This window comes from Bacillus sp. S14(2024), from assembly GCF_050473785.1.
GTDB lineage: Bacteria > Bacillota > Bacilli > Bacillales > Bacillaceae_G > Bacillus_A > Bacillus_A yunxiaonensis.
In genome coordinates, this window is record NZ_JBFLUP010000006.1 from 2,587,164 (window position 1) to 2,611,784 (window position 24,621).

A 24,621-nucleotide genomic window follows, 5' to 3' on the forward strand; every position below is an offset into this window, starting at 1 on the left:
ATTGCAGCTTATTTAGTTGGACGTTGAATGAGCTTCTTTTTCATTTCATCGTTGAACGAGTCTAGTTCTTTTACAAACATTTTACTGGATTCGATAATTCGCTCTGTTGATTTTTCAGACGCTTCAATCGCTGCAAAGACGTTTTGGAATGATTCACGAAGTTTCTCCATGCCGATTGCTGGATTTTCTAACAACTTAGTTGTTTCTTCTGTATTTTGTTTTAACGCTTGTGAGTTACTTAATATCATAGATTCAATTGCTTCGTTTGTCGCATTTACTGCGTCAATTGTTTTCCTTTGGTTCGTTAATGCCAGTTGAATAGCCGCAGATACGGTTACAACATTTTGTGTCATTGTGATTGCATTTCGAATTGCTTCTGTTAATTTCTCATTATTTTTTTTAATAATATCAACAGAGGCAATGGATTGCAGTAAGACACTCTTTGCTTGTTGCATGTTACGTGTACGTACAAGAATTTTTTCTAACGCATCGTTAATTAACGGTACATCTTTTTGCCGCTCTGGATTTTGTTTCTCTACTTCCAACATGTCCGCAAGCTTCTTACCTAAATATACTTGTTTATCAAGCGCATGAATCTTTTGCTCGGATTGTTCTTTTAACATTTCTAAGCCGACGCTGTCTTCTCGTAAATTATCACGTCCAACTAATAGTGACTTAATAATCTCTTCGATTTGTTTATCAATGGATTGATATTTATGAACATACGTTTCCATCGGATTTTTCTTAAATACTTTGTACATAATTCGTTTCATACCAGTTGCATTTAATGAATTCGGATCTAATTCTGAAACAACTTTACGTAAATCAAGCAATGTTTTAGGAATATCTTCATTTTTCCCATTCATCATCGCTGTTACTGGACGTTTTAATGCCGTTAATGTTTGTCCTGCATCACGTTGTTCTTTATCTCCTAAATCAGCAAGTTGTGCCAATACTTTTGAAAGGTCTGCATTATGCTCACTATTCAACTTTTGTACATACAAATCTGCTTCTTTATTTAGTTCAACTAATTCATCCTCTTTAATGACTGTATCAACGACTACTTCTATATTGTCTTCTACTGATAAGGTTTCCTTCTTTTGCAATTCCGTCAACAAAATCGCTCCTTTATATGCATACACTTATAATTATGGTTAGGGTACCATATCTTTAAACGGTCTATATTGCATTCATTCCCCATTTTATATTATAAGTATACCTACAGTATTTTTGATTGTCCTCAGACTTAAGACTGAGAAACATCCATTCTTAAGTCGGATTCTTAAGTTTACAAGCTAATAATTCTCCTTGTATGCTCTTTTCAACTATTTTTCCTCATTACATAAGCACCCATCTTAAAAGGTAGTAACACTGTTTCAAAGTTTCCCTCCTCTTCAACTAAATCAAAAAAATTCTGTAATTCTTCCGCATGCGAAGTTGCATTGTCAATGACGATGATTCCTTTAGGGATTAAAATACGTTTTAGATCTTCCCACCACCACATATATTGCGTTCGTTCTGCATCTAAAAAAATAAAATCATATGACTTGTCTAGCTGTTCTGATAAAAATGCACCAGCTTCTTGGTTATGGATATGAATATAGTTTGTGAGGTTTGCTTTCTGGAAGTTTTCAATTGCTTGTGCAACTCGTTTCGATGAGAGTTCAACTGTTGTAACAGTTCCCTTTGTTTCCTCTGCAGCATTGGCAAGCCATAACGTAGAAAATCCATTCGATGTTCCAATTTCTAATATGTGTTTTGCTTCGCACATTTTCACCAAAATAGATAAAAATTGCCCCATTTCTTTGGACACGTTGCGCAATCTTTCTTCTCTCGTTTCTTTTGTGCAATCATGTTCTAATCCGAATGCTTCAAGGTTTTGCAGTAACTTTTCTACTTCTATTCTCATGCATAATCCCCCTTATATACGCTGCATATGGATGATACTGAAAATGATATGTAGATCTATTTACAATTATATACCATTAGAAAGGCTTTTTCCTGTACAAAGGCGAACTATTATTTCATTAAGTAAAAAATAGACAAATGAAGGTGAATTTGTGAAGGAGCAACGATTATCGATTTTGCATTTGCGGTAAACATAGGAATGGCAATATATATGTCTTCAGCAAAAATGAATGGCATTGAAACGTCAATTATGATAACTCTTTCACATTTAGATATTGTTGAAATAATTATTGATTTTCATAATATTCAGCTTGAAGAAAAATGGTTGAATTTTGCTAATACTTCTAAAGCACAGATGGCAATTCATAAAGCATTGCATAAGGAATAACCTTTTTTCATATAGTTAAACCTGCATAAGATTATAAATTTTGAGCAACTAAAAGCACTAGTTGAGCAAAAAAAAGAAACAATTACTTGGTATACAAAAATTACCCAGCCCAAAAAAGGAGCTGGGTTTTATCATTCTAAAACGTAAATACACAAAAATCTTACTTAATGACTCACCAAATATAATTTTATGTAAAATTAACATCCGAAATCTGTTATACTATATATCGTAATTTCCATACATAGGAGGCTAATTATGGCAACAAAAGAAAGAAATAAACAAGAAAAGAAAAAGCGTTTCGGCTGCGGCTGTTTTGGATGCCTTGGTATTATTATTCTATTAATAATTTTAATAGGTTCTTGCTCCAATGGTTCCAAGGATGATAGCAAAGAAAAAGTAAAAGAAACAACAACTACTAAAGAAGAAACACGTAAACAAGATGAATTGAAAAAGCAACAGGAAGCAGAACAAAAGAAACTAGAGGAAGAACAACGTAAGAAAGAAGAAGCAAAACGACAAGAAGAAATCAAAAAACAAGAAGAGGCTAAAAAGCAAGAAGAACAAGCTTCACAACAAACACAAGCTCAATCAGAACAAAACACTCAAACTAACTACAACTTTAAAAGTTGTAAAGAAGCCAAAGCAGCTGGTTTCTCAAATATTAAAAAGGGCGACCCAGCGTACTCACCTAAACTTGATCGAGACGGTGATGGAATTGCTTGTGATAAATAATTAACTAAAAATGCCGGCTTCTTTACGGAGTCGGCATTTTCATCAATTTTTGTAACTGTTATAATCTGCTTATTAAAGTAGCAAATAGGTCAATGCTTGCCAGATAGTACAATGTTTCTAATATTGGTTTAATTATTTATTAAATACTTCTGGAAATGAATTTATTTTCTCTTTTCCTTTATCCAACACTCATATTAATCCCTCATGCGTTTCCTAATATCCGATGCTACTTTAGTAGGATCATCAATTTCAAAAACAACATACTTATATTTTTCGTGACCCTCTAATTCAATCATTACGAGAGGTACTTTATTTTCATAGGAAAGAAAGTACCATACATCAGCATATTTAAAACTTCCTTCAAAGATATTAAGAGAAGAAACAGATGTTCCAGGCATCCGAAGCATCCATTGCGGAGCATCAAAATAATCAACATATACACTTTTAATAGTATAAAATGGCATTTTTAAGGATAGTTTAAACGCAAAAAAACCAGTTACTCCATTCAACTTCAAAACTACACCTTCATCATCAAAGTGTACTTCTCTTCCCATGTTCTCCCTCCTAGCTTTTTCATGCTGTATCCACCACCCAAATTATACCATGTCCATTCCGAGAATGTTCAAAGATACTATCAGAATCTAAATTTAAATCGATACTCTAAACTTCGTATATGAAACCATTTTCGTATATACATTCGTACTTTTGAACGATATAAACAGCAAAGAAAAAACATATGATACTATTAAAATCTACGATTTATAAGGAGTGAACTATTATGTCACTTAGCGAAATGATTAAAAAAGAGCTTCTTAGTTGGAACGGTGTAACTGAGAAGCCGCATCGATACGGTGGGGTTGAATTTAATTATAAAAATAAAGAATTAGGTCATGTTCACGGAGACACATTAGCTGATTTGCCATTTCCAAAATCAATAAGAGATGAGATTTTAAAACAAGGATTAGCTCAGCCTCATCATATTTTGCCCAATTCTGGATGGGTTAGTTATTACATGAAAAGCGAAGATGACCTTCCTTTACTCATTCACCTCTTCCGTTTACAGTACGACAGAATCGTAAAAAAATTAGATAACAACCAAATGTAATTTTGTTTATAGGCCTAAAAAGTATTTTTCATTTCCAGTTACTAAAAATCGTAAAACATACCAAAAAAGACTTAACATTACAGAAGCAAAAGTATTAGATAAAGTGAAACTTCCCTCAGTGATTTTTTCTTCATCTTCCACTGAGGGTTAGTTAAACCAATCGCGCTCTTACTACCCTGTTAGTGCGGGAGAAAAAATCAACGATGCAGCCTTATTCGAAATACATAGCAACCGGTGAAATGATATAATTATTTGCTGTTACCAATCCAAATCCCCCTAGCAAATTTGTAGGAAATCCTAAAAATTCATTTAAAATTTCGTTTGGCTGCTTATCTACCAAATTCGAATAGTCAAGGGCATTCATTTCTTTCTTATTAATTTTTTTTGTTATTTTTCCAATAAGGGTAATTTCGACTGATGTGTCTCCTGATCCGTATTTAAAAGCCAGTTCTCCTATGCTTTCTCTTAAATAACTGTCCTTAACTGGTATTAAACAATTATTCATCTTTATAAACGAGCTAAATGGTATAGCCTCTTTAATGTATACCAACATATCTTTAATTGAATGAATTTTATTCTTTTGAACACCCACCATATTGTCGTAAGTTTTTTCTAGTTCATTCAAAAAAACAGCCCTTTGCTCTAGTGTTAATGTTTGTTCAAGGATATTTTGTACTTCTACATTTTTTGCTTCTTCTAGTTTATTAAAAAGAAACTTAATAAATTTATCATTTATCATTTTTTGAACAACATCAAAATTTATTGGTTGAAAGCTTGATGTGAATTTAATATAAGAACCTAGAGTCACTTCCTCGCTGTCCTTCTTTTCATTAAAATTAACTAAAGAAGACTTTTTAAGAAGGTAATGTTCAAATTGATTCAGAGCACTATATTGCTGCCCTAGCGTATTTTCTTTTGCCTCCATTCTTTGTTCTTGAACCTCTGTACTTTTAGTACCTGTTGATTCATTATTTATTTGTGTAATAAAAGAATATATAAAGTCCTTATCTAAATATATCAACTCTTTCAAAAATAGTTCCTCCCAAAATATTTATTTATTAGATTATTATAGTATTTTTTTCGTACGCATAGATATAAAATTATGAATTAAAATTACTATGTTTTAACAACAAGTCTTACGGATGCTATCATTTACAGGTATCAATATATTCGTCAACAAAAGTACCTTTTTAAAATTCTCATACTAATGTAAAGCGAAAAACATCGTAAAATTGTAAAAGGTATATTAGCTCTAACTAATATACCTTGATATCTACCTATCGTCTATTCTTCCTCGCTAATTATAAAGCGCAATAAGTCTTCTTCTTGATCAAATCCCCCTGCTTCAACAAAACCAAAACTTTTATATAATTGACGAGCAGCATAGTTTTCTTTATGAACTGTTAAGCGAATTTCTTTGCACTGCGTATATTGCTTTATGATCCAATTCACCATCTCTCGTAGCGCAGCTCGACCGTAACCTTTACCTTGATGCTTTTCATCAATGATAAAGCCATTGATCCAATACATATCATTAGTATTCTCTACATAAGCATGCATCACAAAACCTATCATTCCCCGCTCTTCTTCATAAATTGCAAAGGGCAGATAATTTACATTATCACCATCTGGTTTAATATACACCTTAGCCAGTGATACTGCTACAGTAGGAACAAAATGATTTTGAACATCTTTTACTTTTAATTTTAGAGCCTCTTGCCAATTCTCTCTCGTCACTGCTCCCAATTGCACTTTCATCTTATTCCCCCATCTTTAATTTAATTCTATATTTCTCTACTTCTTAAAATTCTCCTTCTTATATATGTGCATCTCATCACTCAGTAAGCTACAGTAAATTATTTATCCTGTATATTACATGTATTACCAAATAAACCGCATACTAAGTATAAATTTATTTAGAATAAAGTGAGGCCCATTACATGATGAAAACTCCTAAAGCTATTATTGTTATTTTTGGCGCAACAGGCGATTTAGCAAAGCGTAAATTGTTTCCTTCTATTTATAGATTGTATCGTAACGGGAATATTTCCGAAGACTTCGCTGTTGTTGGTGTTGCAAGAAGACCCTGGTCTAATGAAACATTTCGTGAAAATGTCAGACAATCTGTTAACCACTTTCCAGATGATGATGGAAGTCGGGATACATTTGCTTCCCATTTCTATTACCATCCTTTTGATGTAACAAACATATCTTCTTATCAAGAGCTTAAAAGTTTGTTAAGCACTCTGGATGAAAATTATAATACGAGTGGAAACCGCATTTTTTATTTAGCAATGGCACCTGATTTTTTCGGTACAATTGCTACAAATTTAAAATCAGAAGGATTAACTTCTACTGAAGGATGGATTCGTCTAGTTATTGAAAAGCCGTTTGGCCATGACTACGAATCAGCCGAAGAACTAAACAATCAGCTTCGCCAAGCATTTACAGAAGAACAGATTTATCGAATTGACCATTATTTAGGAAAAGAAATGATTCAAAATATTAAAGTCATCCGCTTCGCTAATGCTATTTTCGAACCACTTTGGAACAATCAATATATCGCTAACGTTCAAATTACTTCAAGTGAAACATTAGGAGTTGAGGATCGTGGACGTTATTACGAGTCTTCGGGCGCTCTCCGTGATATGGTACAAAATCATATGCTGCAAATGGTTGCACTTCTTGCAATGGAGCCGCCCATTAAATTAACAGCAGATGAGATTCGAAGCGAGAAAATAAAAATTTTTCGTGCTTTAAAACCTCTTTCTGAAGACGAAGTCGAACAATATTTTGTTCGCGGACAGTACGGACCCGGTATCGTAAATGAAGAAAATGTGATTAGCTACAGAGAAGAAAATGCAGTAGATCCAGCATCAAATACAGAAACATTTGTCTCTGCTAAGCTAATGATTGAAAACTTTAGATGGTCAGGGATTCCTATTTATATTCGAACAGGTAAACGTATGCAAGAGAAGTCGACTGAAATTGTCATACAATTTAAGGACTTACCAATGAACCTATATTTTAATAAAGAAAAAAAGACTCACCCTAACTTACTAATTATTCATATCCAACCCGATGAAGGAATTACACTGCATTTAAATGCCCAACAAACAAATAACAGTGTTATATCAACACCAATTAGATTAAGCTATTGCAATAACTGTGCAGATAAAATGAACACACCCGAGGCATATGAAGTTCTCCTATATGATTGTATGCGCGGTGACTCAACCAATTTTGCACATTGGGAGGAAGTGGCTCTTTCTTGGAAATTTGTTGATGTTATCTCAAATGTTTGGGAAAATAAAAAAGCTGAAGAATTCCCTAGCTATGAATCTGGATCCATGGGTCCTAAGGAATCTGATGCTTTATTAGAAAAAGATGGTTTCCATTGGTGGCCAACTATAACAACTCGCTTCAAAGAAGGGGACGATTATGAAAGCGTATAGTATAAAGCGCCTATTTTAGAAAGGATGACAGTTTACAAAAACAAACCTGAAAAACAGCCGAAATTTTGAGATTAACCTAAAGTTTCGATTTAACAGCAGTTGAATATAGAATTACAAAAGCCGAGTTAGAAACCTTGTAAATTGGATAGAAGCAAAAATCGTTACAACAAAAAACACTCATCAATTATAATTCGATGAGTGTTTTTTACTTGACTGCTCTAATGCAATTTTCCAGCGCTCAACTTGCCGATCCAAATACCAATTCTTCTGCTCATCAGCAGGACGTTTAAAAAGTAAGTTTATTTCAGGAACAATGTATGCACCGTATCGTTTTTCCAACTCTCTACAAATCGTTGTTTTTCCGACGGCACTAGCACCTTCTAAACATAGAATCGGCATCGTTTTCACCTACCATACTTTGAATCATTATATATGTATTATTATTGTAAACGCAGCAACAAAGTCGGTATTTTCCAACTATTCTAAACAAAAAAATTAAAATTCTGCTAAGATTGGAAACTTACACTCATTAATTTCAATAGGAATTTCGCCTCTTACCATAAAATACTTATTTGATTCATATAATTTTAATTTGAAATCTTCGACTCCTAATTGATCTGGAGAAAAATAAAAATCTATCGTATGAAATGCTTCCGGAATTACTGCACATAATTCATCTAAAACAGGCATAAATTCACTTATTACTCCGTATAACTTCAACACACCATCTACAACTTCGTATATAAGTATAGCTTTAATTTCTTCCGAAAAGTAAAGCTTATCGTTCCACTTTTGATCGTACATATGTAAATAAAAAGAAGATTGATAGTGCAGCGGTGCAAAAGCTCGCGAAAGACATTCTTTGTTTTCAAATACATCTTTTATAAGCTGCAAATCTTCTGCATCAAAAAAATCTAATTTTCGAATTGCTGATAACTGTAGTTCATTCTTTTCATACTGCATAGTTGATATGTATTCTTTCACTATTTGAAAACCAAATGATGTATACAGTTCTGGTGTTTCTGTAAATAAGAATGAATATGTATACTCTTCATCGATGCTTTTCAATGCTTCACAAAACAATTGCTTCATCAATCCTTTATTACGATAATCAGGATGTGTCATGACAGACTGAATACCAGCTGCTTTTATACGCTCTCCCCCAACCATCATTGGCATTGAAAACATAGATACATTTGCAATTGCTTTATCTTCTTCAAATAAAGTAAACGGAGAGTATGTTTCATCCCAAAACCCCTTTTTATAAAAATCTTGTAATGTATGTACTGGAATGTGAAATACTCGTTCGAACAACCCATATAATTGTTCTCTTCGTTCATTTTCAAACGCATAATTAACACAAATTGTAAGATTATCCATGTTGTTCCTCCACTTACAAATCACTACTTATATTTCCCTTATTTTTTAACATAAAATGTAAGAAGTGACATAAAGATTAAATTTTATCTTACATTATATTATCATAAATTTTTAAAAAAAGTTTATGTTCACAAAAATATAATTGCTATATGAAAAGTGGAATAAAAGGATATTTCTATATATTTATATTTAGCTTTTAGGTTATCATTTCTAACAAATTCTTACTTCCATATTTAATACAGGCCCTTCATACTATTCTTCTTAATTAATAAAAAACAAAAAAACAAATTTTTCTGATTTTCATATTCACTAATCTTTGTTAAAATTTCACAATAACCCTTAAGATATTTCATTGATATTCTATTAGAAAGGAAATGTACATATATGTATCACTATGTAACAGACATTTAGTAACTTCACTTCATGTCGTGGACCTCCTCTTATATATTACAGCTATTAATATATAACTCAGGAGGAATTACAATGAAGGACACTTTTTACAATTTCATTAAACAGGCTGCTAAACCTTTTCATGGATGGAACTTCTCGTTTTTAGCAGATACTGGAAGACTAAGTGCAGAGCCTCTGCCGTGGAGTTATGCAGCAAATGTATTACACTATATACCAAAAGTAGATAACATGCTAGATATGGGGACTGGCGGCGGTGAGTTTTTATCTTTGTTAACCCCTCTTCCGGCTAGAACTGTAGCAACAGAAGGCTACCCACCAAATATAGCTTTAGCAAAAGCAAAATTAGAGCCTTTAGGTGTCTCTGTTTATCCTGTCGAAGATGATACATGTTTACCTTTCTCAGATAACCAATTTGATTTAATTATTAATAAACATGAATCATATTCTGAGACAGAAATAAAAAGAATTTTAAAGCCAAACGGCATTTTTATCACACAACAGGTGGGTGGATTAGATAATTTAGAATTAAATCACCTGCTTCATGCAAATACCGAAAGTGAATATAGTTATTGGAACATGCAGTACGCCTCTTCACAACTAAAACAAGCGGGCTTTCAAATTCTTAAGCAACAAGAAGCATTCCCGTATCAACGCTTTTACGACATCGGAAGCATTGTGTATTATTTAAAAGCAGTTCCATGGCAGATCCCTAATTTTTCAGTATCAAAATATGAAGATCGCTTACTTTGGACTCATAACTCCATTCAACAAAATGGGTATATTGAAGTAAAAGCACATCGATTCTATATCGTAGCTTCCTTATAATGCATCCACCTCCCTAAGCAAGTTAATCCTGCATGGGGAGGCCATTTGTTAAGACAGCTAAAAATGTTACCATCACTTGCAATATTTCTCATTTCGTTGTAAAATGAAACTGTAGAATACAATACGCAAGCAAATCCACTTCACATATTATCAAGCATCAATAGGGATGATATGCGTTCCTTATGGGTTTTTGATAATATGTGAATTTTTATTTTCTTAGAAATAAGACGGATCATATTACATTTATTTTTTCATTTTTAGGAGGCATTTACCATGACATTAACAGGTAAAGTAAAATGGTTTAACAGCGAAAAAGGTTTCGGATTCATCGAAGTTGCAGACGGAAACGACGTATTCGTTCACTTCTCAGCTATCACTGGCGATGGCTTCAAAACTCTTGACGAAGGTCAAGAAGTTAGCTTCGAAGTTGAAGAAGGTAACCGCGGACCTCAAGCTAAAAACGTTGTAAAGCTATAATTTAGACAATAAAAAGGTTGTTAACACGAACGGTTAACAACCTTTTTACTTATATAAACAAATATTTCACATAAAAGGAGTGATCTCATGTATCGTAACAAAAAGAATGACGTTGCAGAAGTAGCACCAGAAGAAATCCCAGTTTGGGAATGTGAGTCAGAAGAGTGCTTAGGATGGATGCGAAAGAATTTCGCATTTGAAGAACATCCGAAATGTCCTTTATGTGGAAGTGAAATGAAAAGCGGAGAACGTTTATTGCCTCGATTGGGATAAACCATTGGTTGCCCTTGCAGGATGTTCTCTGCAAGGCTTTTTCTTCCATCTCCCCTAATGATGATTCAAATGATTTCCAGGCATACATAATTGCTAACAACTATTGAGCTCTTTTCCTCCCTTATTAACACCAGCATAAATACATAACATTTCTAACTATATGAATCATCGAGTATTTTCTATTTTCCCCTTATACTTCATTACAACAAAAAAGCAAAGCAGTAAATAAACTGCTTTGCTTTTTTGTTGCGCTTACCTTTATGTGAGTCTTTTTCCTACACAGTACTTCCATCCCCCTTCTATATCGTATCATTGCGGATTATTGTACTTGAATAAGCTCACTTCTCCATACCTTCTATTCATTTGTATATTTTACCTATTTTATCAAAAAATAAAGTGAAACTTCCATCAGTGGGGGGTTCTTCATCCCACTGATGGTTAGTTGAAGCAATCGGGCGCATGCCAGCAGTTATCCCCCACCTAGCTTCTTCGCTTTATCTGAATCTCCAGGTGGGGGGTCTTACTGCCCGTTAATGCGGGATAAATTTAGTTTTAGAATAAAGGAGTGAGCATATTGTTTCGAAAAACAGCCGGTGAAGTACTAGTCGATTTACTAATCGAATGGGGTGTTGATCACGTATATGGCATGCCGGGTGATTCTATTAATTCTATTATCGAGCCCCTTCGTAAAGCACAAGATAAAATTAAGTTCATTCAAGTCCGTCACGAAGAAGCCGGTGCTTTAGCAGCTGCTTCTTATGCAAAATTAACTGGAAAACTCGGCGTATGTATGGCAATCGCAGGACCAGGTGCAATTCATTTACTAAATGGATTGTATGATGCCAAATTAGATCAAGCACCTGTCCTCGCTATCACCGGTCAAATTGAGTCTGATTTAATTGGAACTGGTTTTTTCCAAGAAGTAAATTTAGAAAGAATGTTTGATGATGTCGCAGTTTATAACCAGCGAATTATGTCAGCTGAACAATTGCCTGCTGTTGTAAATCAAGCAATTCGCATGGCTTATACAAAAAAAGGCGTGTCAGTTCTTACAATTCCGGATGACATTCAAAAATTTGAGGTAGATGCAAAAGCACGGATTACTACTTCTTCTTTTACGATGCCAGAATTATTTCCGCAAAAGCATGATTTAGAAAAAGCAACGGCTGCATTAAATAAAGCAGAAAAGCCCGTTATTCTAGCAGGAAAAGGCGCAAAAGATGCAAGGGAATCTTTGCTTGCTTTTGCGGAACATATTGGAGCTCCTATTGTGTTAACACTTCCAGCTAAGGGAATTATTCCAGATGAGCATCCGCTCTGTATTGGTGGTTTAGGTTTAATTGGAACGAAACCTTCATATGAAGCAATGAAAAATGCTGATACACTCATTATGGTCGGTACTTCTTACCCATTCACAGGATTTTTACCAGACAAAGCAAAAACAATTCATATCGACACAGATCCCGCACAAATCGGAAAGCGTTATCCAACTGATATTGGTCTTGCTGGTAATGCTGATAAAACCTTAAAATGGCTCACACAAAATATTAAAAAACATACTGATCGCTCTTTCTTAGAACATCACCAAGAACTGATGAAGAAATGGGAAGAAAAACTGCACAATCAAGAAAACGACACTTCTATTCCAATTAAACCACAAAGAGTAATGCATGCTGTGCAGCAAGTCGCACACGATGATGCTATTTTATCAGTAGATGTAGGCAATGTAACAGTTTGGACAGCGCGCCATTTCCGTATGACAAATCAACGCTTTATTTTGTCGAGCTGGTTAGCAACACTTGGCTGTGGTCTTCCCGGTGCAATTGCTGGGCAGATTGCGTATCCAAATAAACAAGTTTTCGCAATTTGCGGAGATGGTGGATTTGGTATGACGATGAACGACTTTGTAACAGCTGTGAAATACAACCTTCCAATCATTGTAGTCGTATTAAACAACCATAAAATCGCCATGATTAAATTTGAACAAGAAGTAATGGGAAATATTGAATTTGGTACAGAACTTACAAATCCAAACTTCGCGAAATATGCTGAAGCATGTGGTGGAATCGGTTACCGGGTGGAAAAACTCGAGGAATTAATGCCTGCTTTTGAAAAAGCTGTAAAGCAAAATAAACCATGTATTATTGACATTATCGTTGATGTCAATGAAGCCCCTATGCCGGCAAAAATTACATTCGCACAGGCAGCTGGCTATACAAAGCACATGCTAAAAGAATTATTTGAAGAAGGAAAAATTGATTTACCTCCTCTGTAAAAATACAAATATAAAACAGCGGTTTATTTTTCAATAACCGCTGTTTTATATAAAAATATCGATATCTATCCTGTTATCTCATTAAAAAGTCACCAAAAATGGTTGTTTCTTTTCATCTAAACAATGTAAAATACGCTCTTTGAAATTTGTCCATGTTACCATTTGTAATGCTTCTTCAATAGGAAAATACCCTACATCTAAGCTTTCACTACTTGTTGAAAATTGTCCCCCGACTGGCTTTCCTAAGAACAAATGGTTACAAATACATTGTGAAACATTTTGATATACTCCGCAATATTTTATAATCTCAATGTCGATTCCAGTCTCTTCTTTCGCTTCTCTAATAGCACCTATTGGAATTGCTTCTCCTTCTTCCACTTGACCACCAGGGATTTCCCAGCCTCGCTTTGGACTTTTTAAAAGTAAAATTTCTTTTTTATCATTTAACACGACCGTTGCAGCCGTTACAATATGTTTCGGATATGGCATACATCCCCCTCCTTTGTATAAAGTTCAACTTCCATCACTGACCAGTGATGGAAGTTGAACCAATCAGTAATCCCGCGAATAGCGGGATAAATTAATGAATTTTATACACAGTGAATAGGCAATACAGACCAAGAATTGACAAGTGTAATTTGTTTCCCCTCTATATGTAACAATTGTTCAGATGGGTTTGCTGTATGGTGTAATTGAGGGAATATTTCTTTCACATAATGTTGGTGAGCTGCTGCATCTTTCCATAAAGACAGAACAATATAACGATTCGCAGAAAGGGATCTTCCAACAACGCCTCCCATCATTCCTTCTGTGCTTAGCATACCTGGATTCCAAACAGTTTCTTGCATATGTAAAAATTGCTTTTCATGTCCTTGCTTCACATCACATATTGCTACTCGTAAGAAGGAACTATGCGCCAGTGCTTCTACAAATGAAGTATCCGTTATATCAAATAAAGATTGATACAGTTCTGTTTCACATAATGTATATGTATCTTTTTGATTGCTATCATAAAAAATAGTATCATGTGTTTCATTCATAAACCTTTGATACGCTCGCATATTTTCCCAGCATCCTACAATATACGCCTCCGATTCATTCCATCCCCCGATTTGTCCATGAAACCCCTCTAATTCTTTCAACTCGCCCCATTGCTCTTGAGCAGTTGAAAATCGTTCCTTTTTTTCTTCGTCAACTTTACAATTAATAGACTTAATTAACATACTCGTATCCCCCTTATTTTCTCCAAAACTTTCATACAGCTCTCTCTTCATTGACATCACTAAAATCTTATATTTTTATTTTAAATAAATTAGATAAAAAAATCAAAATTATAAGAAAAATAAAATCACAAAAAACAATACATTATATAAAAAAACAAGGGTCAAAATCCCCTTGTTTTTTCTGCTTAATCAAATGTAAGTTCTATTTGAATAATTTCTGATCGACTCCCAAGTCTTAAAGGCGGTCCCCAAAATCCAAATCCCGAGGAAACAATCGCATGAAATAAGTTTTTTTGTACATATCCCCAATCTAATTCGTACATTCTTCTTGTAATGATATGATTCGGTGCCATTTGTCCTCTATGAGTGTGTCCAGACAATAATACATCAACACCTGATGCTTCAGCTTGCTTTAATTCAAATGGCTGATGATCCATTGCAATGATTGGAAAACTCTTATCTACAGTGCTCATTAACTCCTCAAAACTTTTACGATTTCGATCCGTCTTATCTCTTCTTCCTACAATATAAAAAGAATCTTCAATTTTAACAACTTCATCTAATAATATATTTACATCAATCTTATCCATTTCTTGCAGAAACTCTGGAATAGCACCGCCGTAATATTCGTGATTTCCTAGCACCCCATAGATGCCAAGCGGAGCATGCATTTGTTTCATCACTTGTCCCATATTCTTTTTTATAAAATATTCTGGATGATCGTCAATAATATCTCCCGGCAAAAGTATGATATCCGGTTTCATATCGTTTACATGATCAACCAATCTTTGAAGGTGCGACAAGCCGGACAGTTTACCGAAGTGCATATCTGAAGCCATCGCAATTCGAAGTGTCTTACGATTATTAACTTTTTTAGGTACGTGAATCTCGTATTTTCGAACGATTGGACTATACGCATTAAATGTTCCATAGGCAAAAATAAGAACAAAAATAAGAAGAACGATTATTCCAGTCCAAAATATAGATTGTTCTTTCGGAATAGAGAACCAATCTAAAATGAATACTGTTACATCCGCTATTGGTAATAGTATGACTGCATATTGTATGACTGCAAACCAATAAGAACCGATTGTTCTAAGAGGTGAATCAAATTTAATCAATCGATCTAGAATATACGCATATGAAAATAATCCAACTATAATCGCATAATATCCCCAAGATTGAACGTGAAAAGTCGTATGAACCCAAACCCAGCCATTCCACCCAATGTAAATCATTAACAGCGTATATAGCATAAATAAAATGAAAATATTTAATACATTTCCCGTTTTCAAAGTATCCCCCTCTTCTATATGTTTCATTATAACCGTTCATTTACGAATCCTTACATACTATATTGAATTAACAGTTATATGTAATGAGAATTTTATTTTGACATAAAAACTTTTATAATTCCACTGATACGCAGCAAAATAAAAAAGAGACTAATTCAAAATGTTTTACGAATCAATCTCTTTTTTATTTTCATTTACAATTTCATATTTTATCTGGATGGATAAGCATCCGAACTCAAATAACGTTCTTTTATAATTTGACGATGATGAAGCTCATGACCAGCAATAATGTTTGCCAATGCACGAACCGTGACTTCAGAATTGTTCGCAATTCCCCTTTGTAACCAAGCTTCTTTATCTAAACTTTTAAGCAAATGCACAGTAGATTGACGAACAACTGTTAGATTCTCAAGAAGATCTTGCATAGATTGCTTATCAAATGCAGCTCTAAGAACATACATATCATCATTATATCCAGGAAGCTCCGCTGTCTCGCCTCTCGCTATAGAAAGCAGTCGATAACCCATAATACGTTCAGTATCCGCAATATGACCGATTACTTCTTTTATACTCCATTTATTAGGAGCGTATCGAAAATGTCCTTCACTTTCAGAAATATCCTTCAATAAAAGGTTCGTCTCTTTCATTTGCCCTTCTAAAATATGTAGGATATCTCCCTCAGGTAATAAGTTTATGTATGTTGCATAATATGGGTTATATTCATTTGCTTCTGGTCTCTTTTGCATTTTTACCATCCTTTTTATTTTATCTTTATACATACACCTTATCATAAAATATTATCATATTAATCCGAAAAATTTAAATTCTAAAACAAAAGATCCCTATCCTTCTTTTCTTAATATTCTCTTTGTTACAATCGCTATTACTATCATTATGAAACTTACAAATAATATAGGTAAGTAAATTTTTATACTGAAGGTTTCAAAAATAAATCCATATATGACCTGCCCTATAGGTGCCATACATTGCGCAACCGCTGTAATAATTGCCATAACTTTTCCTAAATTTTCATCAGGTGTTTTCTTTTGCACAACTGTAATGACAAAGATAGAAATAATGGTCATTACTATTGCAATAAGGATTGCACACAAGATAAAGAGAATAAATGACGAGTAGTATCCAAATCTAAGAACAAGGGGCATAACGGAGACAGCCATCGGTATAATCAATAAAGCAATAATAAGTAACCACTGGTATATTGTGTTCATTTTCATCTTTTTTGCAAAGAAACCAATAGATAAAGCCCCTAAAATTGTAGCAAACTCTATAAGTCCCATCCCGATACCATACAATGTATCGCCGCTTTGCATCGTTACCCGCAAAATGATGGGACCACCTACGACAAAAAGTGGTGTAAGAATTAAGTTAAGAATTGCTGCCAGAATCATAGATTTCAATATATAAGGCGCTCTAATAGCAAAAATAAACCCAACTTTCATGTCTTTTATAATTGTTGGTACAATATGTGCGTCGATATCTCTTTTCGTAAATGGGATTTTAATAAACATTTCTAATATTGCTGATAAAAAGAAAGCAATACAGCTCATGAAAACAAGAGTTTTTAACCCCACCATACTATATAGAACTCCTCCTAAAACAGGAGCTGCCACACTTGACAATGCTTGAACACCATTTACAATTCCATTGGCCTGTTCTAACCTTTTTTCCGCAACGAGCAGCGGAATACTCGCCATAACAACTGGAGAATACATCGCACTAATAATCGCTAACAAAATCATGACAATACCAATCAATATCACAGAAGTATTGCCGATGGACAGTAACAAAAGAAAGCCGAAAATAATAATACTACTTAACATATCATATATGACCATTAAATTGCGTCGATTAAACCGATCAGCGATAGCACCACCAAGAGGAGATAACAAAAGAGGCACACTGGATATAGCATATAAAGTAGCATAAATATCTGCACGACCTGTTATATCCAAGACATAAAGCGATAAAGCAAAGCGTAAAAGGGTGGAACCTAAGATAGATACAATTTGTCCGATTACCATAAGGTTAAAATCTTTAGCGGAAGACTTTATGCTCGCACTGTTTTCCATCGTATACACACCTTTCAATAGAACGCTAGACCGACTGTCGGTCTAATAAATTTATAAAACAATTTATGCTATGACTGTCCCAGCAAAATAGCTAACATGTAATCAAAGGTACCTTTTTCAGCTCCAAGAGTGGTCTCCATCATGTTGATGAACGCCTTTGCCCTTTGCATCGCTTCGTGAGGCTGCCATTGAAACAATCCTTCATCAAATATGATTTGTGCAGACGCAATTAAAAATTCTATTGTTTCTCTGGGATATACAGTCACAAAAACCCCTTCCTTGATCCCCTGTTCAATTACCTCTGTTAAAACAGGTGTTAAATGCACAATAGCTTGCACTAAACTTTTTTGGTGCATCTCTGCATTATTTGGTTGATGGAATTGTTCAATCATTTTTTCTTTATTCTCACCCGCTTTTGGCATTTGAGCCATTAAAATTTGAAACAACTTATCAATTACAGGGATATTTGGATTTGAAGCAATCTTTTTTGCTGATGCTACATCCGTATTTACAATTCTCAAAATAATAGCATCCATCACTTCCTCCTTTGATTTGAAATAATGATACAATGTTCCTTTTGCAATACCAATTTCTCGTAAAATGTCATTCACGGTGGTTTTCATATATCCTTTAGAAACGAACAGCCTTTCTGCAGTATCTAGAATTTCATTTCTACGATCTTCATATTCCTTTACAATCCTCATAAAGAAACTCCTTTCATCTAGACCGACTGTCGGTCTAATATAAATATATGTGTCTTCTATAAAAAAGTTTCATTCTTAGCTATAAAATTTATTGCACATCACAAACAGTCGATTACCCTTCCTTTTTCAATTCTTTGACTGGTCATTCCATAACCCTATGGTTGATTTGAATGTGCAAGTGTTGTTTACATAGATAAATAAATTCGGAAAAATCATCCAAATTCCTTTTTCATGTATGATTTTTATAGAAGGGTTCTCGTATGTACAGCTCGATTCCCTTGTTCTTAGTGAATAGCAAAGCCATCAAGAACATAAAAAAGACTCTGCAATTTTGCAGAGTCCAAAGTTGAAAAGTATAAACCTATTTAATCTGATTAAAAACCAAAAACGGAACGAGTATTACTAAGAAAATAAAACACGTACCGTCTCTGAAAAATTAGATAACGTATCGAAATACGTGACCAAAATTGTGACCGCTGATTAAAATCAGGCACTCTATCTATTTCACAACAAACCTAGTCTTACTACATCCATCTTTCTGCTTCCTTACTTCCAGCACTGCTGGCATTGCGTTCTTCAATTCTTGAACATGTGAAATAACCCCGATAAAACGTCCTGATTTTTGTAAGTCTATCAATGCATCTACCGCTTTTGTTAACGATTCTTCATCTAATGAACCAAAGCCTTCATCAATGAACATCGTTTCAATTGAAATACCGCCTTCGTATGATTGGATGATATCAGCCATACCGAGCGCCAAGCATAGTGATGCATTAAATTTTTCGCCGCCGGACAATGTTTTTACATCACGCGTTTGTCCTGTGTATGCATCATACACGTCTAAGCCTAAACCGCTTTGACGATTTCGTTTTTCTACGCGTTCACTTCGTTTTAAATAAAACTGTCCGTTTGATAGTTTACGAAGTCGTTCATTGGCTACTTGAACAATTTGCTCCAAATATTCTATTAAAATGTAACGCTCAAACGAAATGCGACTTTCATTGTCACCTTTCATGACTTCATATAAATCAACGAGCTCTTGGAATGCCGCTTCTTCTTCATGAATTTGTTCATCAATGCGGCGAATATTTTCATGAAGATCAGAAATATATTCATTAGCACTTTTTGTACGCTGACGTTGCTCTTTTATAATATCAAGCTGAATTTCTAGTTCCTTCAACTGTTCTTCTAGTTGCGTTAACTCTGTCCATTCTTTTCCTTGTAATTGCTCTGTTAATTCTTCAATTTGTTTTGTTAATACTTCGAGCGTCCCGTAATACGATTGAATATGGTGTTGCAAGTCCTTTCGCTCTACTTCTGACAATTTAGCCTCTGTGTATGCTTGCTGACTCACAAAACCACTTGCTTCAAGTTCTGTCATAAAACGTGCATACTTTTCTTCTTTGTTCTCATTTCCTTGTGTATATTGTTGCTGCGCTGCTTTATACGCTTCTTCAACACGAATTTTTTCACTCATGCAACGCTGAAATTCCTCTTGTGCTCTTTGCCATGTTTCGTGCAAACGACGAAGTAAAGAAGCTTTTTCTTCATACGCTTGTTGCCACGCTTCTAATGTCTGCATCTCTGCTGGAATCTTTTCTTTGTCATTTTCATATGATGTTCGAAGTTGAATCGATTCCATTTCAGAGCGATGCAATTTTTCTTCTACATCACGTTTAGTTGCTTGCAATATATCTAATTGTTCTTCTAGCTTCTGAAGCTGCGGTAATAATTGTTTACGTTCTTCTTCACTTGCTTTTAATTCATTTACTTCTGCAGCTAGCTGTTTTCCTTGTTGAATTAACGTTTGATATGCATCTGCTAACTCTGATACAGAGTACCCACGAGCTTGTACTTCTTTACATAATTCTTCATATTGAGCTTTATAAAAATTATATTTTTCTTCTATTTGAACGTGCTGCTTTTCAGCTTGTGCTTTTTGTTCACGAAGAATATTTAACTGTTCTTCATCAATAGACAATTCTTGTTCAGTCGCTTTGTTTGGGTGAGAAGTACTACCACAAACAGGACATGGCTTGCCATCATGTAAATGAATTGCTAACTGACCTGCTTGTTCGCTTAACCATGATTTCTCCAGTGTTTCATATGCTTGCTGAGCAGCATTCATATGTTCTAAAGCACCTTTTCTTTCCCTCTCATACTTTTGTACTTCTTGCCATACTTGATATGCATCTTTTAATACTTTTGCATCTTCACGCATGCGACTTAACTGCTCTACTTTTGCTATATATTGCTCAAGCGCTTGTTCGATCTGTTTTAACTTACTTGAAAGCTGCTGCTTTTGTGTGCTGCTGAATTCTTGCTGCTTCTCTAATTTACTTTTCTCAACCTTAAACTGCTCCATTTGTTTTTCTGAGGCAGCTAATTTTATTTTTTTATCCGCAAATGTGGCGATAACCTCTTTTAATTCTTCTAATCTTTGTACAGTTCGCTTCGCTTCTTCGCGAACTTCTTCATTGTTTTTTTCTTGTTCGTACTGCTGCTCCGCACGCTCATAGGCTAATACAAGTTGTTCTTGTTTTACAGCGATTTGTTTCATATAGTGCTGGGCTTGCTGAGCACTTTGAACCGCTTCGTTATACCACTGCTCAAACGGCAATAATCGGCTTGCTTGCTCGGCTTGTTTAAATTGCTTCTCTTTTCCTTCAATAGAAGAACGTTCCTGTTGCAATGAGTCGTAACGATTTTGTTTTGTTTGCAAATCTTGCAACCTATCATTTAAAGCCTTCGCTTCATGATATCCTGTTTCCGCTTCTTTTAATTGCTTTATCTGTATGGATTCTTGTTTTTCTAATTGCTTTTCTTGTTTTTCATAAAAAGCGATTTCTTGTTGAAGCGCTTCTACTACTTGATGTGTATTCACATGTTCTTGATTTGCTAATATTTCAAGCAGCGCACCTTCCCGCACCGGAAGTTTGAAAACGTTGCGAAAATACAATTCTCGTTCTTTTTGCTTTTCTTGCAGCACATCTTTCCATTCTTTACGCTTTTGATCTAATAACTCTCGCATTAATTTATATCGATCCGTTTTAAAAATACGGCGTAAAATTTCTTCTTTATTTTCTGTTTCAGATGTTAATAGTTTACGAAATTCACCTTGTGGAAGCATCACAATTTGACTAAATTGATGCTTACTCAGACCAATTAAATCTTCCACTTTTTTGTTTACATCTGTCACATGGAAACGATCTACACAAGGGATTTGCTCGTCATTAACGACTTCATAAAATTCAATCGCATGACCTGTAATCGTTTTGTTACCTTGCTTTTTATGACCAAGTTGCCTTTTTATACAATACGTTTTTGCCTTTAATTGAAATAGTAATTCAACGCTTGTATATACGTTATCATCAGCAAATTGACTACGAAGCATACTCGTATCATTTCGTTCTTCTCCACTCGCTTCTCCGTACAACGCATAACAAATTGCATCAAAAATCGTTGTTTTTCCTGCACCTGTATTTCCAGAAATCGCAAAGATTCGATGTTCACCTAATTCTTCAAAATCAATCGTTTCCTGCTGCTTATATGGACCAAATGCTGTCATAATAAGTTTGATAGGTCTCATGCTCTCTCACCCTCTCGCTCATGAACTGTCTTTAATACTTCTAAGAAGAGACGTTCTTTTTCTACTGATAACTCAGTCCCTTTCATTTCTTTATAAAAAGCTTTCACAAGAGAAAGGTCATCCATTTTATGACGCGAAACGACTGTAGCATTTTCATTGGCTGACTCTTTTCTTTGAATAACACGCTCTACATGCATCGCATTTGGATAAACCGAACGAATCTTTTCCATCGGCTGCAGTACAGGGTTTTCATCTAATAATTTCACAAATACGTAGTCTTCACAAACAGGATGCTGCATCAATTCATCAATTTTCGCTTCAACTGTTCTCATTCTACGTTGCGGCGTTAATAACCGTTTCTCAATTGTTATTTCTCCTGCTTCATTTAATTCAACAATGTAATATCCTTTTTTGTGATGCTCTTCCGAAATCGAATACGCGAGCGGTGAACCTGCATAACGAATTGTTTCATTACGTACATAATGCGCTTGGTGTAAATGACCAAGCGCTGTATAATGAAAATCATCAAAATAATGACTGTTTACATATTCTGCTCCGCCAATTGATAATGGTCTCTCAGCATCACTTGTATTTTCTTCCGCTTCCCCGGACGATGTTACGAAAGCATGTCCGATAAAAACATGACGCGCCTCTTTATCCATACTTTCCGATAACTCATTCATAAAAATACGCATTGCATCATCATGACTACGAATATCATCATTTTTCATCACATGACGGACAATGCTCGGATCCACATATGGAACTAAATGAAAATGCACTTCTCCGTATTGATCATTCATTACAACAGGCTCATATGGATATTGAAATTGTCCAATTATATGCAGCCCTTGCTTCTTCATTAAGCCACTCCCAAAATGAATACGATCTGGACTATCATGATTCCCGGCTATCGCAAGTACTGGTGTCTGTAATTCAATCACAATTTTTTGTAATACTTCATTTAATAAATCTACCGCTTCTGTTGGCGGAATTGCACGATCGTATAGATCTCCTGCAATAATCACGGCATCTGGTTTTTCTTCTTCAACAGCTTGTACGAATTGTTCTAATACATAACGCTGATCTTCTGTCATATAAACACCGTGAACAAGCTTTCCTAAATGCCAATCGGCTGTATGAAAAAATTTCATTTTTTCCTTCCTTTCTTTTTATTAATTCACCGAATGAAGTGAAATAAGCTGATATAAAAGGGTTGTCTTTCCTTCTTCCCATTCCACTTTCTTCACAACTGCACTTCCAATAAGTTCTTGTCCTGCTTTATACACTGGCAATATTTCATCAACTATAAATAAATGATATCCATCTAACATTAACTGAAAGATATTATCTTCCATATGTAATCGCTTCTCTGTTTCGTTTACAATAATCTTTGTATGCATCTCAAGTTTCATGCAAAAACACCCCTTTTTTATGTCTCTATTTTAATAGTATAGCGGGCATTACTGATTGACAAGAGAATCAGTAAGAAAGGTATGACTTCCCTAATAAAAATCTCCTCCACTAACAACATAATAACTGCAATATATCTCCAACTTTTCATTTGTAGTATGAGAAAAGTAAGAAAAGAATATGAAAACTCCCGCCACTTATCCCATTCGAATCTTCTAGTGAGAGTTTTTCTATATACCATCTTTGGCAGACACCTTTGAAACTGCTTTTTCCAATACGTTATAGGAACCCATTTACATCTACGAATAGCATGATAGACGCAAATAATGTTGTTGATAATTTTGTTAAAATTTTGATTTCTAATACGGTATGTGAAATTAATTATTTGTTAAAAATAAAAATGCCGTTCACGGCACTTTTATTTTTGTAAATAATCCTTCATTACAAAGTATAAAACAACAAATAATAATACTGTTGTCAAAAGCCAAGAAAGAATCGCAATGTAATCATTTTGATTTACTGCAAAACTAATCGCAATTGTTAAGATAAAGACCGGGAATACAAATCGTACTTTATCTTGTATAGTATCATGCTGTGTATCTTCTTGGTGAAAATAGAAAGTTAAACCAATCATAAGAGAAGATAAAATAATGACCGATACTAACAAAGGCCCTGACATTCCGATCTCCCCTTTCTTTCCTTTCTTTGGGCACATTAGACATTCTATACTTATGATAAATAAAACTTATAAGTGAACCTAGTACATAGGACATAATAACAACAAAATAAAAAACCTAAATATAGAAAATATACTATACATATTTATTAAAACCTTTATTCTAAAAAATTACAAATTATATATTTAATAACAATTTTTCAAAACAATATTAATTTATCGTTAGAAGTTGTATATTCCTTTTTCTTTAATGAAAATCCTTCAAAAATAACTCGTCAAAATATGCCAGGTTTTCGTTTCATAAAGTGAAACTTTCATCAGTGGGGGTCTTACTGCCCATAAATGCGGGATAAATTCTCATACTTTCCTTCCTTGCATACTTTTGATTGTTTGTCACTTTTT

Annotated in this window: 24 protein-coding genes and 1 pseudogene; 8 read left to right on the forward strand and 17 right to left on the reverse strand. The window is 34.4% G+C overall.

The genetic code is table 11. The annotated features are described in order from the left end of the window. Positions 1-8: 8 nt before the first annotated feature. Positions 9-1,115 (reverse strand): toxic anion resistance protein, encoded by a 1,107-nt coding sequence (locus AB1279_RS13425; protein ID WP_429759298.1) that lies wholly within the window; start codon positions 1,113-1,115, stop codon positions 9-11. A gap of 206 nt (positions 1,116-1,321) precedes the next feature. Then, positions 1,322-1,909: an O-methyltransferase gene (locus AB1279_RS13430; protein ID WP_429749958.1), complete on the reverse strand. Its 588-nt coding sequence runs from the start codon at positions 1,907-1,909 to the stop codon at positions 1,322-1,324. Between the two features lie 210 nt (positions 1,910-2,119). Between AB1279_RS13430 and AB1279_RS13435 the strand changes: the two genes are divergently transcribed. Next, the gene (locus tag AB1279_RS13435; protein ID WP_429759300.1) at positions 2,120-2,296 is read left to right on the forward strand and encodes a hypothetical protein; all 177 of its coding nucleotides are present in this window, start codon (positions 2,120-2,122) and stop codon (positions 2,294-2,296) included. A 255-nt stretch (positions 2,297-2,551) separates the two neighbouring features. Beyond that, complete coding sequence (locus tag AB1279_RS13440; RefSeq protein WP_429759301.1) at positions 2,552-3,028, forward strand: excalibur calcium-binding domain-containing protein; 477 nt, start codon at positions 2,552-2,554, stop codon at positions 3,026-3,028. A 194-nt stretch (positions 3,029-3,222) separates the two neighbouring features. Here AB1279_RS13440 and AB1279_RS13445 read toward each other — a convergent pair whose 3' ends face one another. After that, positions 3,223-3,582, reverse strand: coding sequence for a hypothetical protein (locus AB1279_RS13445; protein WP_429759302.1), 360 nt, complete (start codon positions 3,580-3,582; stop codon positions 3,223-3,225). A gap of 224 nt (positions 3,583-3,806) precedes the next feature. Between AB1279_RS13445 and AB1279_RS13450 the strand changes: the two genes are divergently transcribed. Then, positions 3,807-4,133, forward strand: coding sequence for a luciferase family protein (locus AB1279_RS13450; protein WP_429749964.1), 327 nt, complete (start codon positions 3,807-3,809; stop codon positions 4,131-4,133). A 211-nt stretch (positions 4,134-4,344) separates the two neighbouring features. On the opposite strand, the gene AB1279_RS13455 is transcribed toward AB1279_RS13450, so the two are convergent. Together AB1279_RS13455 and AB1279_RS13460 are read right to left on the reverse strand one after the other, a co-directional pair. Beyond that, a complete protein-coding gene (locus tag AB1279_RS13455) occupies positions 4,345-5,163 on the reverse strand; it encodes a DUF6414 family protein (RefSeq protein ID WP_429749966.1) in 819 nt (272 codons plus the stop codon). A gap of 254 nt (positions 5,164-5,417) precedes the next feature. Next, positions 5,418-5,891 carry a GNAT family N-acetyltransferase gene (locus AB1279_RS13460; protein WP_429749968.1) on the reverse strand — a complete coding sequence of 158 codons (474 nt, stop codon included), beginning with the start codon at positions 5,889-5,891 and terminating at the stop codon, positions 5,418-5,420. Between the two features lie 182 nt (positions 5,892-6,073). Here AB1279_RS13460 and zwf point away from each other — a divergent pair, with 182 nt between their 5' ends. After that, a complete protein-coding gene (gene zwf / locus AB1279_RS13465; RefSeq protein WP_429759303.1) occupies positions 6,074-7,588 on the forward strand; it encodes a glucose-6-phosphate dehydrogenase in 1,515 nt (504 codons plus the stop codon). A gap of 204 nt (positions 7,589-7,792) precedes the next feature. Here zwf and AB1279_RS13470 read toward each other — a convergent pair. Next, positions 7,793-7,987 (reverse strand): annotated as a pseudogene (locus AB1279_RS13470) (chloramphenicol acetyltransferase); the annotation flags it as partial. Between the two features lie 96 nt (positions 7,988-8,083). Continuing rightward, a complete protein-coding gene (locus tag AB1279_RS13475) occupies positions 8,084-8,968 on the reverse strand; it encodes a GNAT family N-acetyltransferase (RefSeq protein WP_429749972.1) in 885 nt (294 codons plus the stop codon). Between the two features lie 483 nt (positions 8,969-9,451). On the opposite strand from AB1279_RS13475, the gene AB1279_RS13480 reads away from it, so the two are divergent. The 4 genes from AB1279_RS13480 to AB1279_RS13495 all read left to right on the forward strand — a co-directional run bounded on the left by AB1279_RS13480 (position 9,452) and on the right by AB1279_RS13495 (position 13,229). Next, positions 9,452-10,204 (forward strand): class I SAM-dependent methyltransferase, encoded by a 753-nt coding sequence (locus AB1279_RS13480; RefSeq protein WP_429759305.1) that lies wholly within the window; start codon positions 9,452-9,454, stop codon positions 10,202-10,204. 273 nt (positions 10,205-10,477) lie between these two features. Then, the gene (cspD, locus tag AB1279_RS13485; protein WP_090911503.1) at positions 10,478-10,681 is read left to right on the forward strand and encodes a cold-shock protein CspD; all 204 of its coding nucleotides are present in this window, start codon (positions 10,478-10,480) and stop codon (positions 10,679-10,681) included. Positions 10,682-10,768: 87 nt separating this feature from the next. Then, positions 10,769-10,954, forward strand: a complete 186-nt coding sequence (locus AB1279_RS13490; RefSeq protein ID WP_020061359.1) for a cold-shock protein — start codon at positions 10,769-10,771, stop codon at positions 10,952-10,954. A gap of 574 nt (positions 10,955-11,528) precedes the next feature. Continuing rightward, positions 11,529-13,229, forward strand: coding sequence for a pyruvate oxidase (locus tag AB1279_RS13495; RefSeq protein ID WP_429759306.1), 1,701 nt, complete (start codon positions 11,529-11,531; stop codon positions 13,227-13,229). Between the two features lie 81 nt (positions 13,230-13,310). On the opposite strand, the gene AB1279_RS13500 is transcribed toward AB1279_RS13495, so the two are convergent. The 10 genes from AB1279_RS13500 to AB1279_RS13545 all read right to left on the reverse strand — a co-directional run bounded on the left by AB1279_RS13500 (position 13,311) and on the right by AB1279_RS13545 (position 24,222). Next, positions 13,311-13,718 carry an NUDIX hydrolase gene (locus AB1279_RS13500; RefSeq protein WP_336480527.1) on the reverse strand — a complete coding sequence of 136 codons (408 nt, stop codon included), beginning with the start codon at positions 13,716-13,718 and terminating at the stop codon, positions 13,311-13,313. A 101-nt stretch (positions 13,719-13,819) separates the two neighbouring features. Then, positions 13,820-14,452 (reverse strand): YdbC family protein, encoded by a 633-nt coding sequence (locus AB1279_RS13505; protein ID WP_429759307.1) that lies wholly within the window; start codon positions 14,450-14,452, stop codon positions 13,820-13,822. Between the two features lie 185 nt (positions 14,453-14,637). After that, positions 14,638-15,708 carry a metallophosphoesterase gene (locus AB1279_RS13510; protein WP_429761399.1) on the reverse strand — a complete coding sequence of 357 codons (1,071 nt, stop codon included), beginning with the start codon at positions 15,706-15,708 and terminating at the stop codon, positions 14,638-14,640. Between the two features lie 248 nt (positions 15,709-15,956). Beyond that, positions 15,957-16,493, reverse strand: coding sequence for a DinB family protein (locus AB1279_RS13515; RefSeq protein ID WP_429759308.1), 537 nt, complete (start codon positions 16,491-16,493; stop codon positions 15,957-15,959). 96 nt (positions 16,494-16,589) lie between these two features. Further along, positions 16,590-17,837 carry an MFS transporter gene (locus AB1279_RS13520; protein WP_429759309.1) on the reverse strand — a complete coding sequence of 416 codons (1,248 nt, stop codon included), beginning with the start codon at positions 17,835-17,837 and terminating at the stop codon, positions 16,590-16,592. Between the two features lie 68 nt (positions 17,838-17,905). Further along, positions 17,906-18,541, reverse strand: a complete 636-nt coding sequence (locus AB1279_RS13525) for a TetR/AcrR family transcriptional regulator (protein ID WP_429759311.1) — start codon at positions 18,539-18,541, stop codon at positions 17,906-17,908. Positions 18,542-19,040: 499 nt separating this feature from the next. Next, positions 19,041-22,130, reverse strand: a complete 3,090-nt coding sequence (locus AB1279_RS13530; protein WP_429759312.1) for an AAA family ATPase — start codon at positions 22,128-22,130, stop codon at positions 19,041-19,043. Further along, positions 22,127-23,284 (reverse strand): exonuclease SbcCD subunit D, encoded by a 1,158-nt coding sequence (locus tag AB1279_RS13535; protein ID WP_429759313.1) that lies wholly within the window; start codon positions 23,282-23,284, stop codon positions 22,127-22,129. Before AB1279_RS13535 ends, AB1279_RS13530 begins: the two co-directional genes overlap by 4 nt. A 21-nt stretch (positions 23,285-23,305) precedes the next feature. Then, positions 23,306-23,545 (reverse strand): DUF2584 family protein, encoded by a 240-nt coding sequence (locus AB1279_RS13540; RefSeq protein ID WP_429759314.1) that lies wholly within the window; start codon positions 23,543-23,545, stop codon positions 23,306-23,308. A gap of 416 nt (positions 23,546-23,961) precedes the next feature. Continuing rightward, positions 23,962-24,222, reverse strand: a complete 261-nt coding sequence (locus AB1279_RS13545) for a hypothetical protein (protein WP_429749988.1) — start codon at positions 24,220-24,222, stop codon at positions 23,962-23,964. Positions 24,223-24,621: the final 399 nt, after the last annotated feature.

What these genes read in the sequence shown, in the direction of transcription:
- AB1279_RS13430 (WP_429749958.1), bottom strand. Translation starts at nt 1,909, where the DNA reads ATGAGAATAGAAGTAGAAAAGTTACTGCAAAACCTTGAAGCATTCGGA.
- AB1279_RS13435 (WP_429759300.1), top strand. Translation starts at nt 2,120, where the DNA reads ATGTCTTCAGCAAAAATGAATGGCATTGAAACGTCAATTATGATAACT.
- AB1279_RS13440 (WP_429759301.1), top strand. Translation starts at nt 2,552, where the DNA reads ATGGCAACAAAAGAAAGAAATAAACAAGAAAAGAAAAAGCGTTTCGGC.
- AB1279_RS13445 (WP_429759302.1), bottom strand. Translation starts at nt 3,582, where the DNA reads ATGGGAAGAGAAGTACACTTTGATGATGAAGGTGTAGTTTTGAAGTTG.
- AB1279_RS13450 (WP_429749964.1), top strand. Translation starts at nt 3,807, where the DNA reads ATGTCACTTAGCGAAATGATTAAAAAAGAGCTTCTTAGTTGGAACGGT.
- AB1279_RS13460 (WP_429749968.1), bottom strand. Translation starts at nt 5,891, where the DNA reads ATGAAAGTGCAATTGGGAGCAGTGACGAGAGAGAATTGGCAAGAGGCT.
- zwf (WP_429759303.1), top strand. Translation starts at nt 6,074, where the DNA reads ATGATGAAAACTCCTAAAGCTATTATTGTTATTTTTGGCGCAACAGGC.
- AB1279_RS13475 (WP_429749972.1), bottom strand. Translation starts at nt 8,968, where the DNA reads ATGGATAATCTTACAATTTGTGTTAATTATGCGTTTGAAAATGAACGA.
- AB1279_RS13480 (WP_429759305.1), top strand. Translation starts at nt 9,452, where the DNA reads ATGAAGGACACTTTTTACAATTTCATTAAACAGGCTGCTAAACCTTTT.
- cspD (WP_090911503.1), top strand. Translation starts at nt 10,478, where the DNA reads ATGACATTAACAGGTAAAGTAAAATGGTTTAACAGCGAAAAAGGTTTC.
- AB1279_RS13490 (WP_020061359.1), top strand. Translation starts at nt 10,769, where the DNA reads ATGTATCGTAACAAAAAGAATGACGTTGCAGAAGTAGCACCAGAAGAA.
- AB1279_RS13500 (WP_336480527.1), bottom strand. Translation starts at nt 13,718, where the DNA reads ATGCCATATCCGAAACATATTGTAACGGCTGCAACGGTCGTGTTAAAT.
- AB1279_RS13505 (WP_429759307.1), bottom strand. Translation starts at nt 14,452, where the DNA reads ATGTTAATTAAGTCTATTAATTGTAAAGTTGACGAAGAAAAAAAGGAA.
- AB1279_RS13510 (WP_429761399.1), bottom strand. Translation starts at nt 15,708, where the DNA reads ATGCTATATACGCTGTTAATGATTTACATTGGGTGGAATGGCTGGGTT.
- AB1279_RS13515 (WP_429759308.1), bottom strand. Translation starts at nt 16,493, where the DNA reads ATGCAAAAGAGACCAGAAGCAAATGAATATAACCCATATTATGCAACA.
- AB1279_RS13520 (WP_429759309.1), bottom strand. Translation starts at nt 17,837, where the DNA reads ATGGAAAACAGTGCGAGCATAAAGTCTTCCGCTAAAGATTTTAACCTT.
- AB1279_RS13525 (WP_429759311.1), bottom strand. Translation starts at nt 18,541, where the DNA reads ATGAGGATTGTAAAGGAATATGAAGATCGTAGAAATGAAATTCTAGAT.
- AB1279_RS13530 (WP_429759312.1), bottom strand. Translation starts at nt 22,130, where the DNA reads ATGAGACCTATCAAACTTATTATGACAGCATTTGGTCCATATAAGCAG.
- AB1279_RS13535 (WP_429759313.1), bottom strand. Translation starts at nt 23,284, where the DNA reads ATGAAATTTTTTCATACAGCCGATTGGCATTTAGGAAAGCTTGTTCAC.
- AB1279_RS13540 (WP_429759314.1), bottom strand. Translation starts at nt 23,545, where the DNA reads ATGAAACTTGAGATGCATACAAAGATTATTGTAAACGAAACAGAGAAG.
- AB1279_RS13545 (WP_429749988.1), bottom strand. Translation starts at nt 24,222, where the DNA reads ATGTCAGGGCCTTTGTTAGTATCGGTCATTATTTTATCTTCTCTTATG.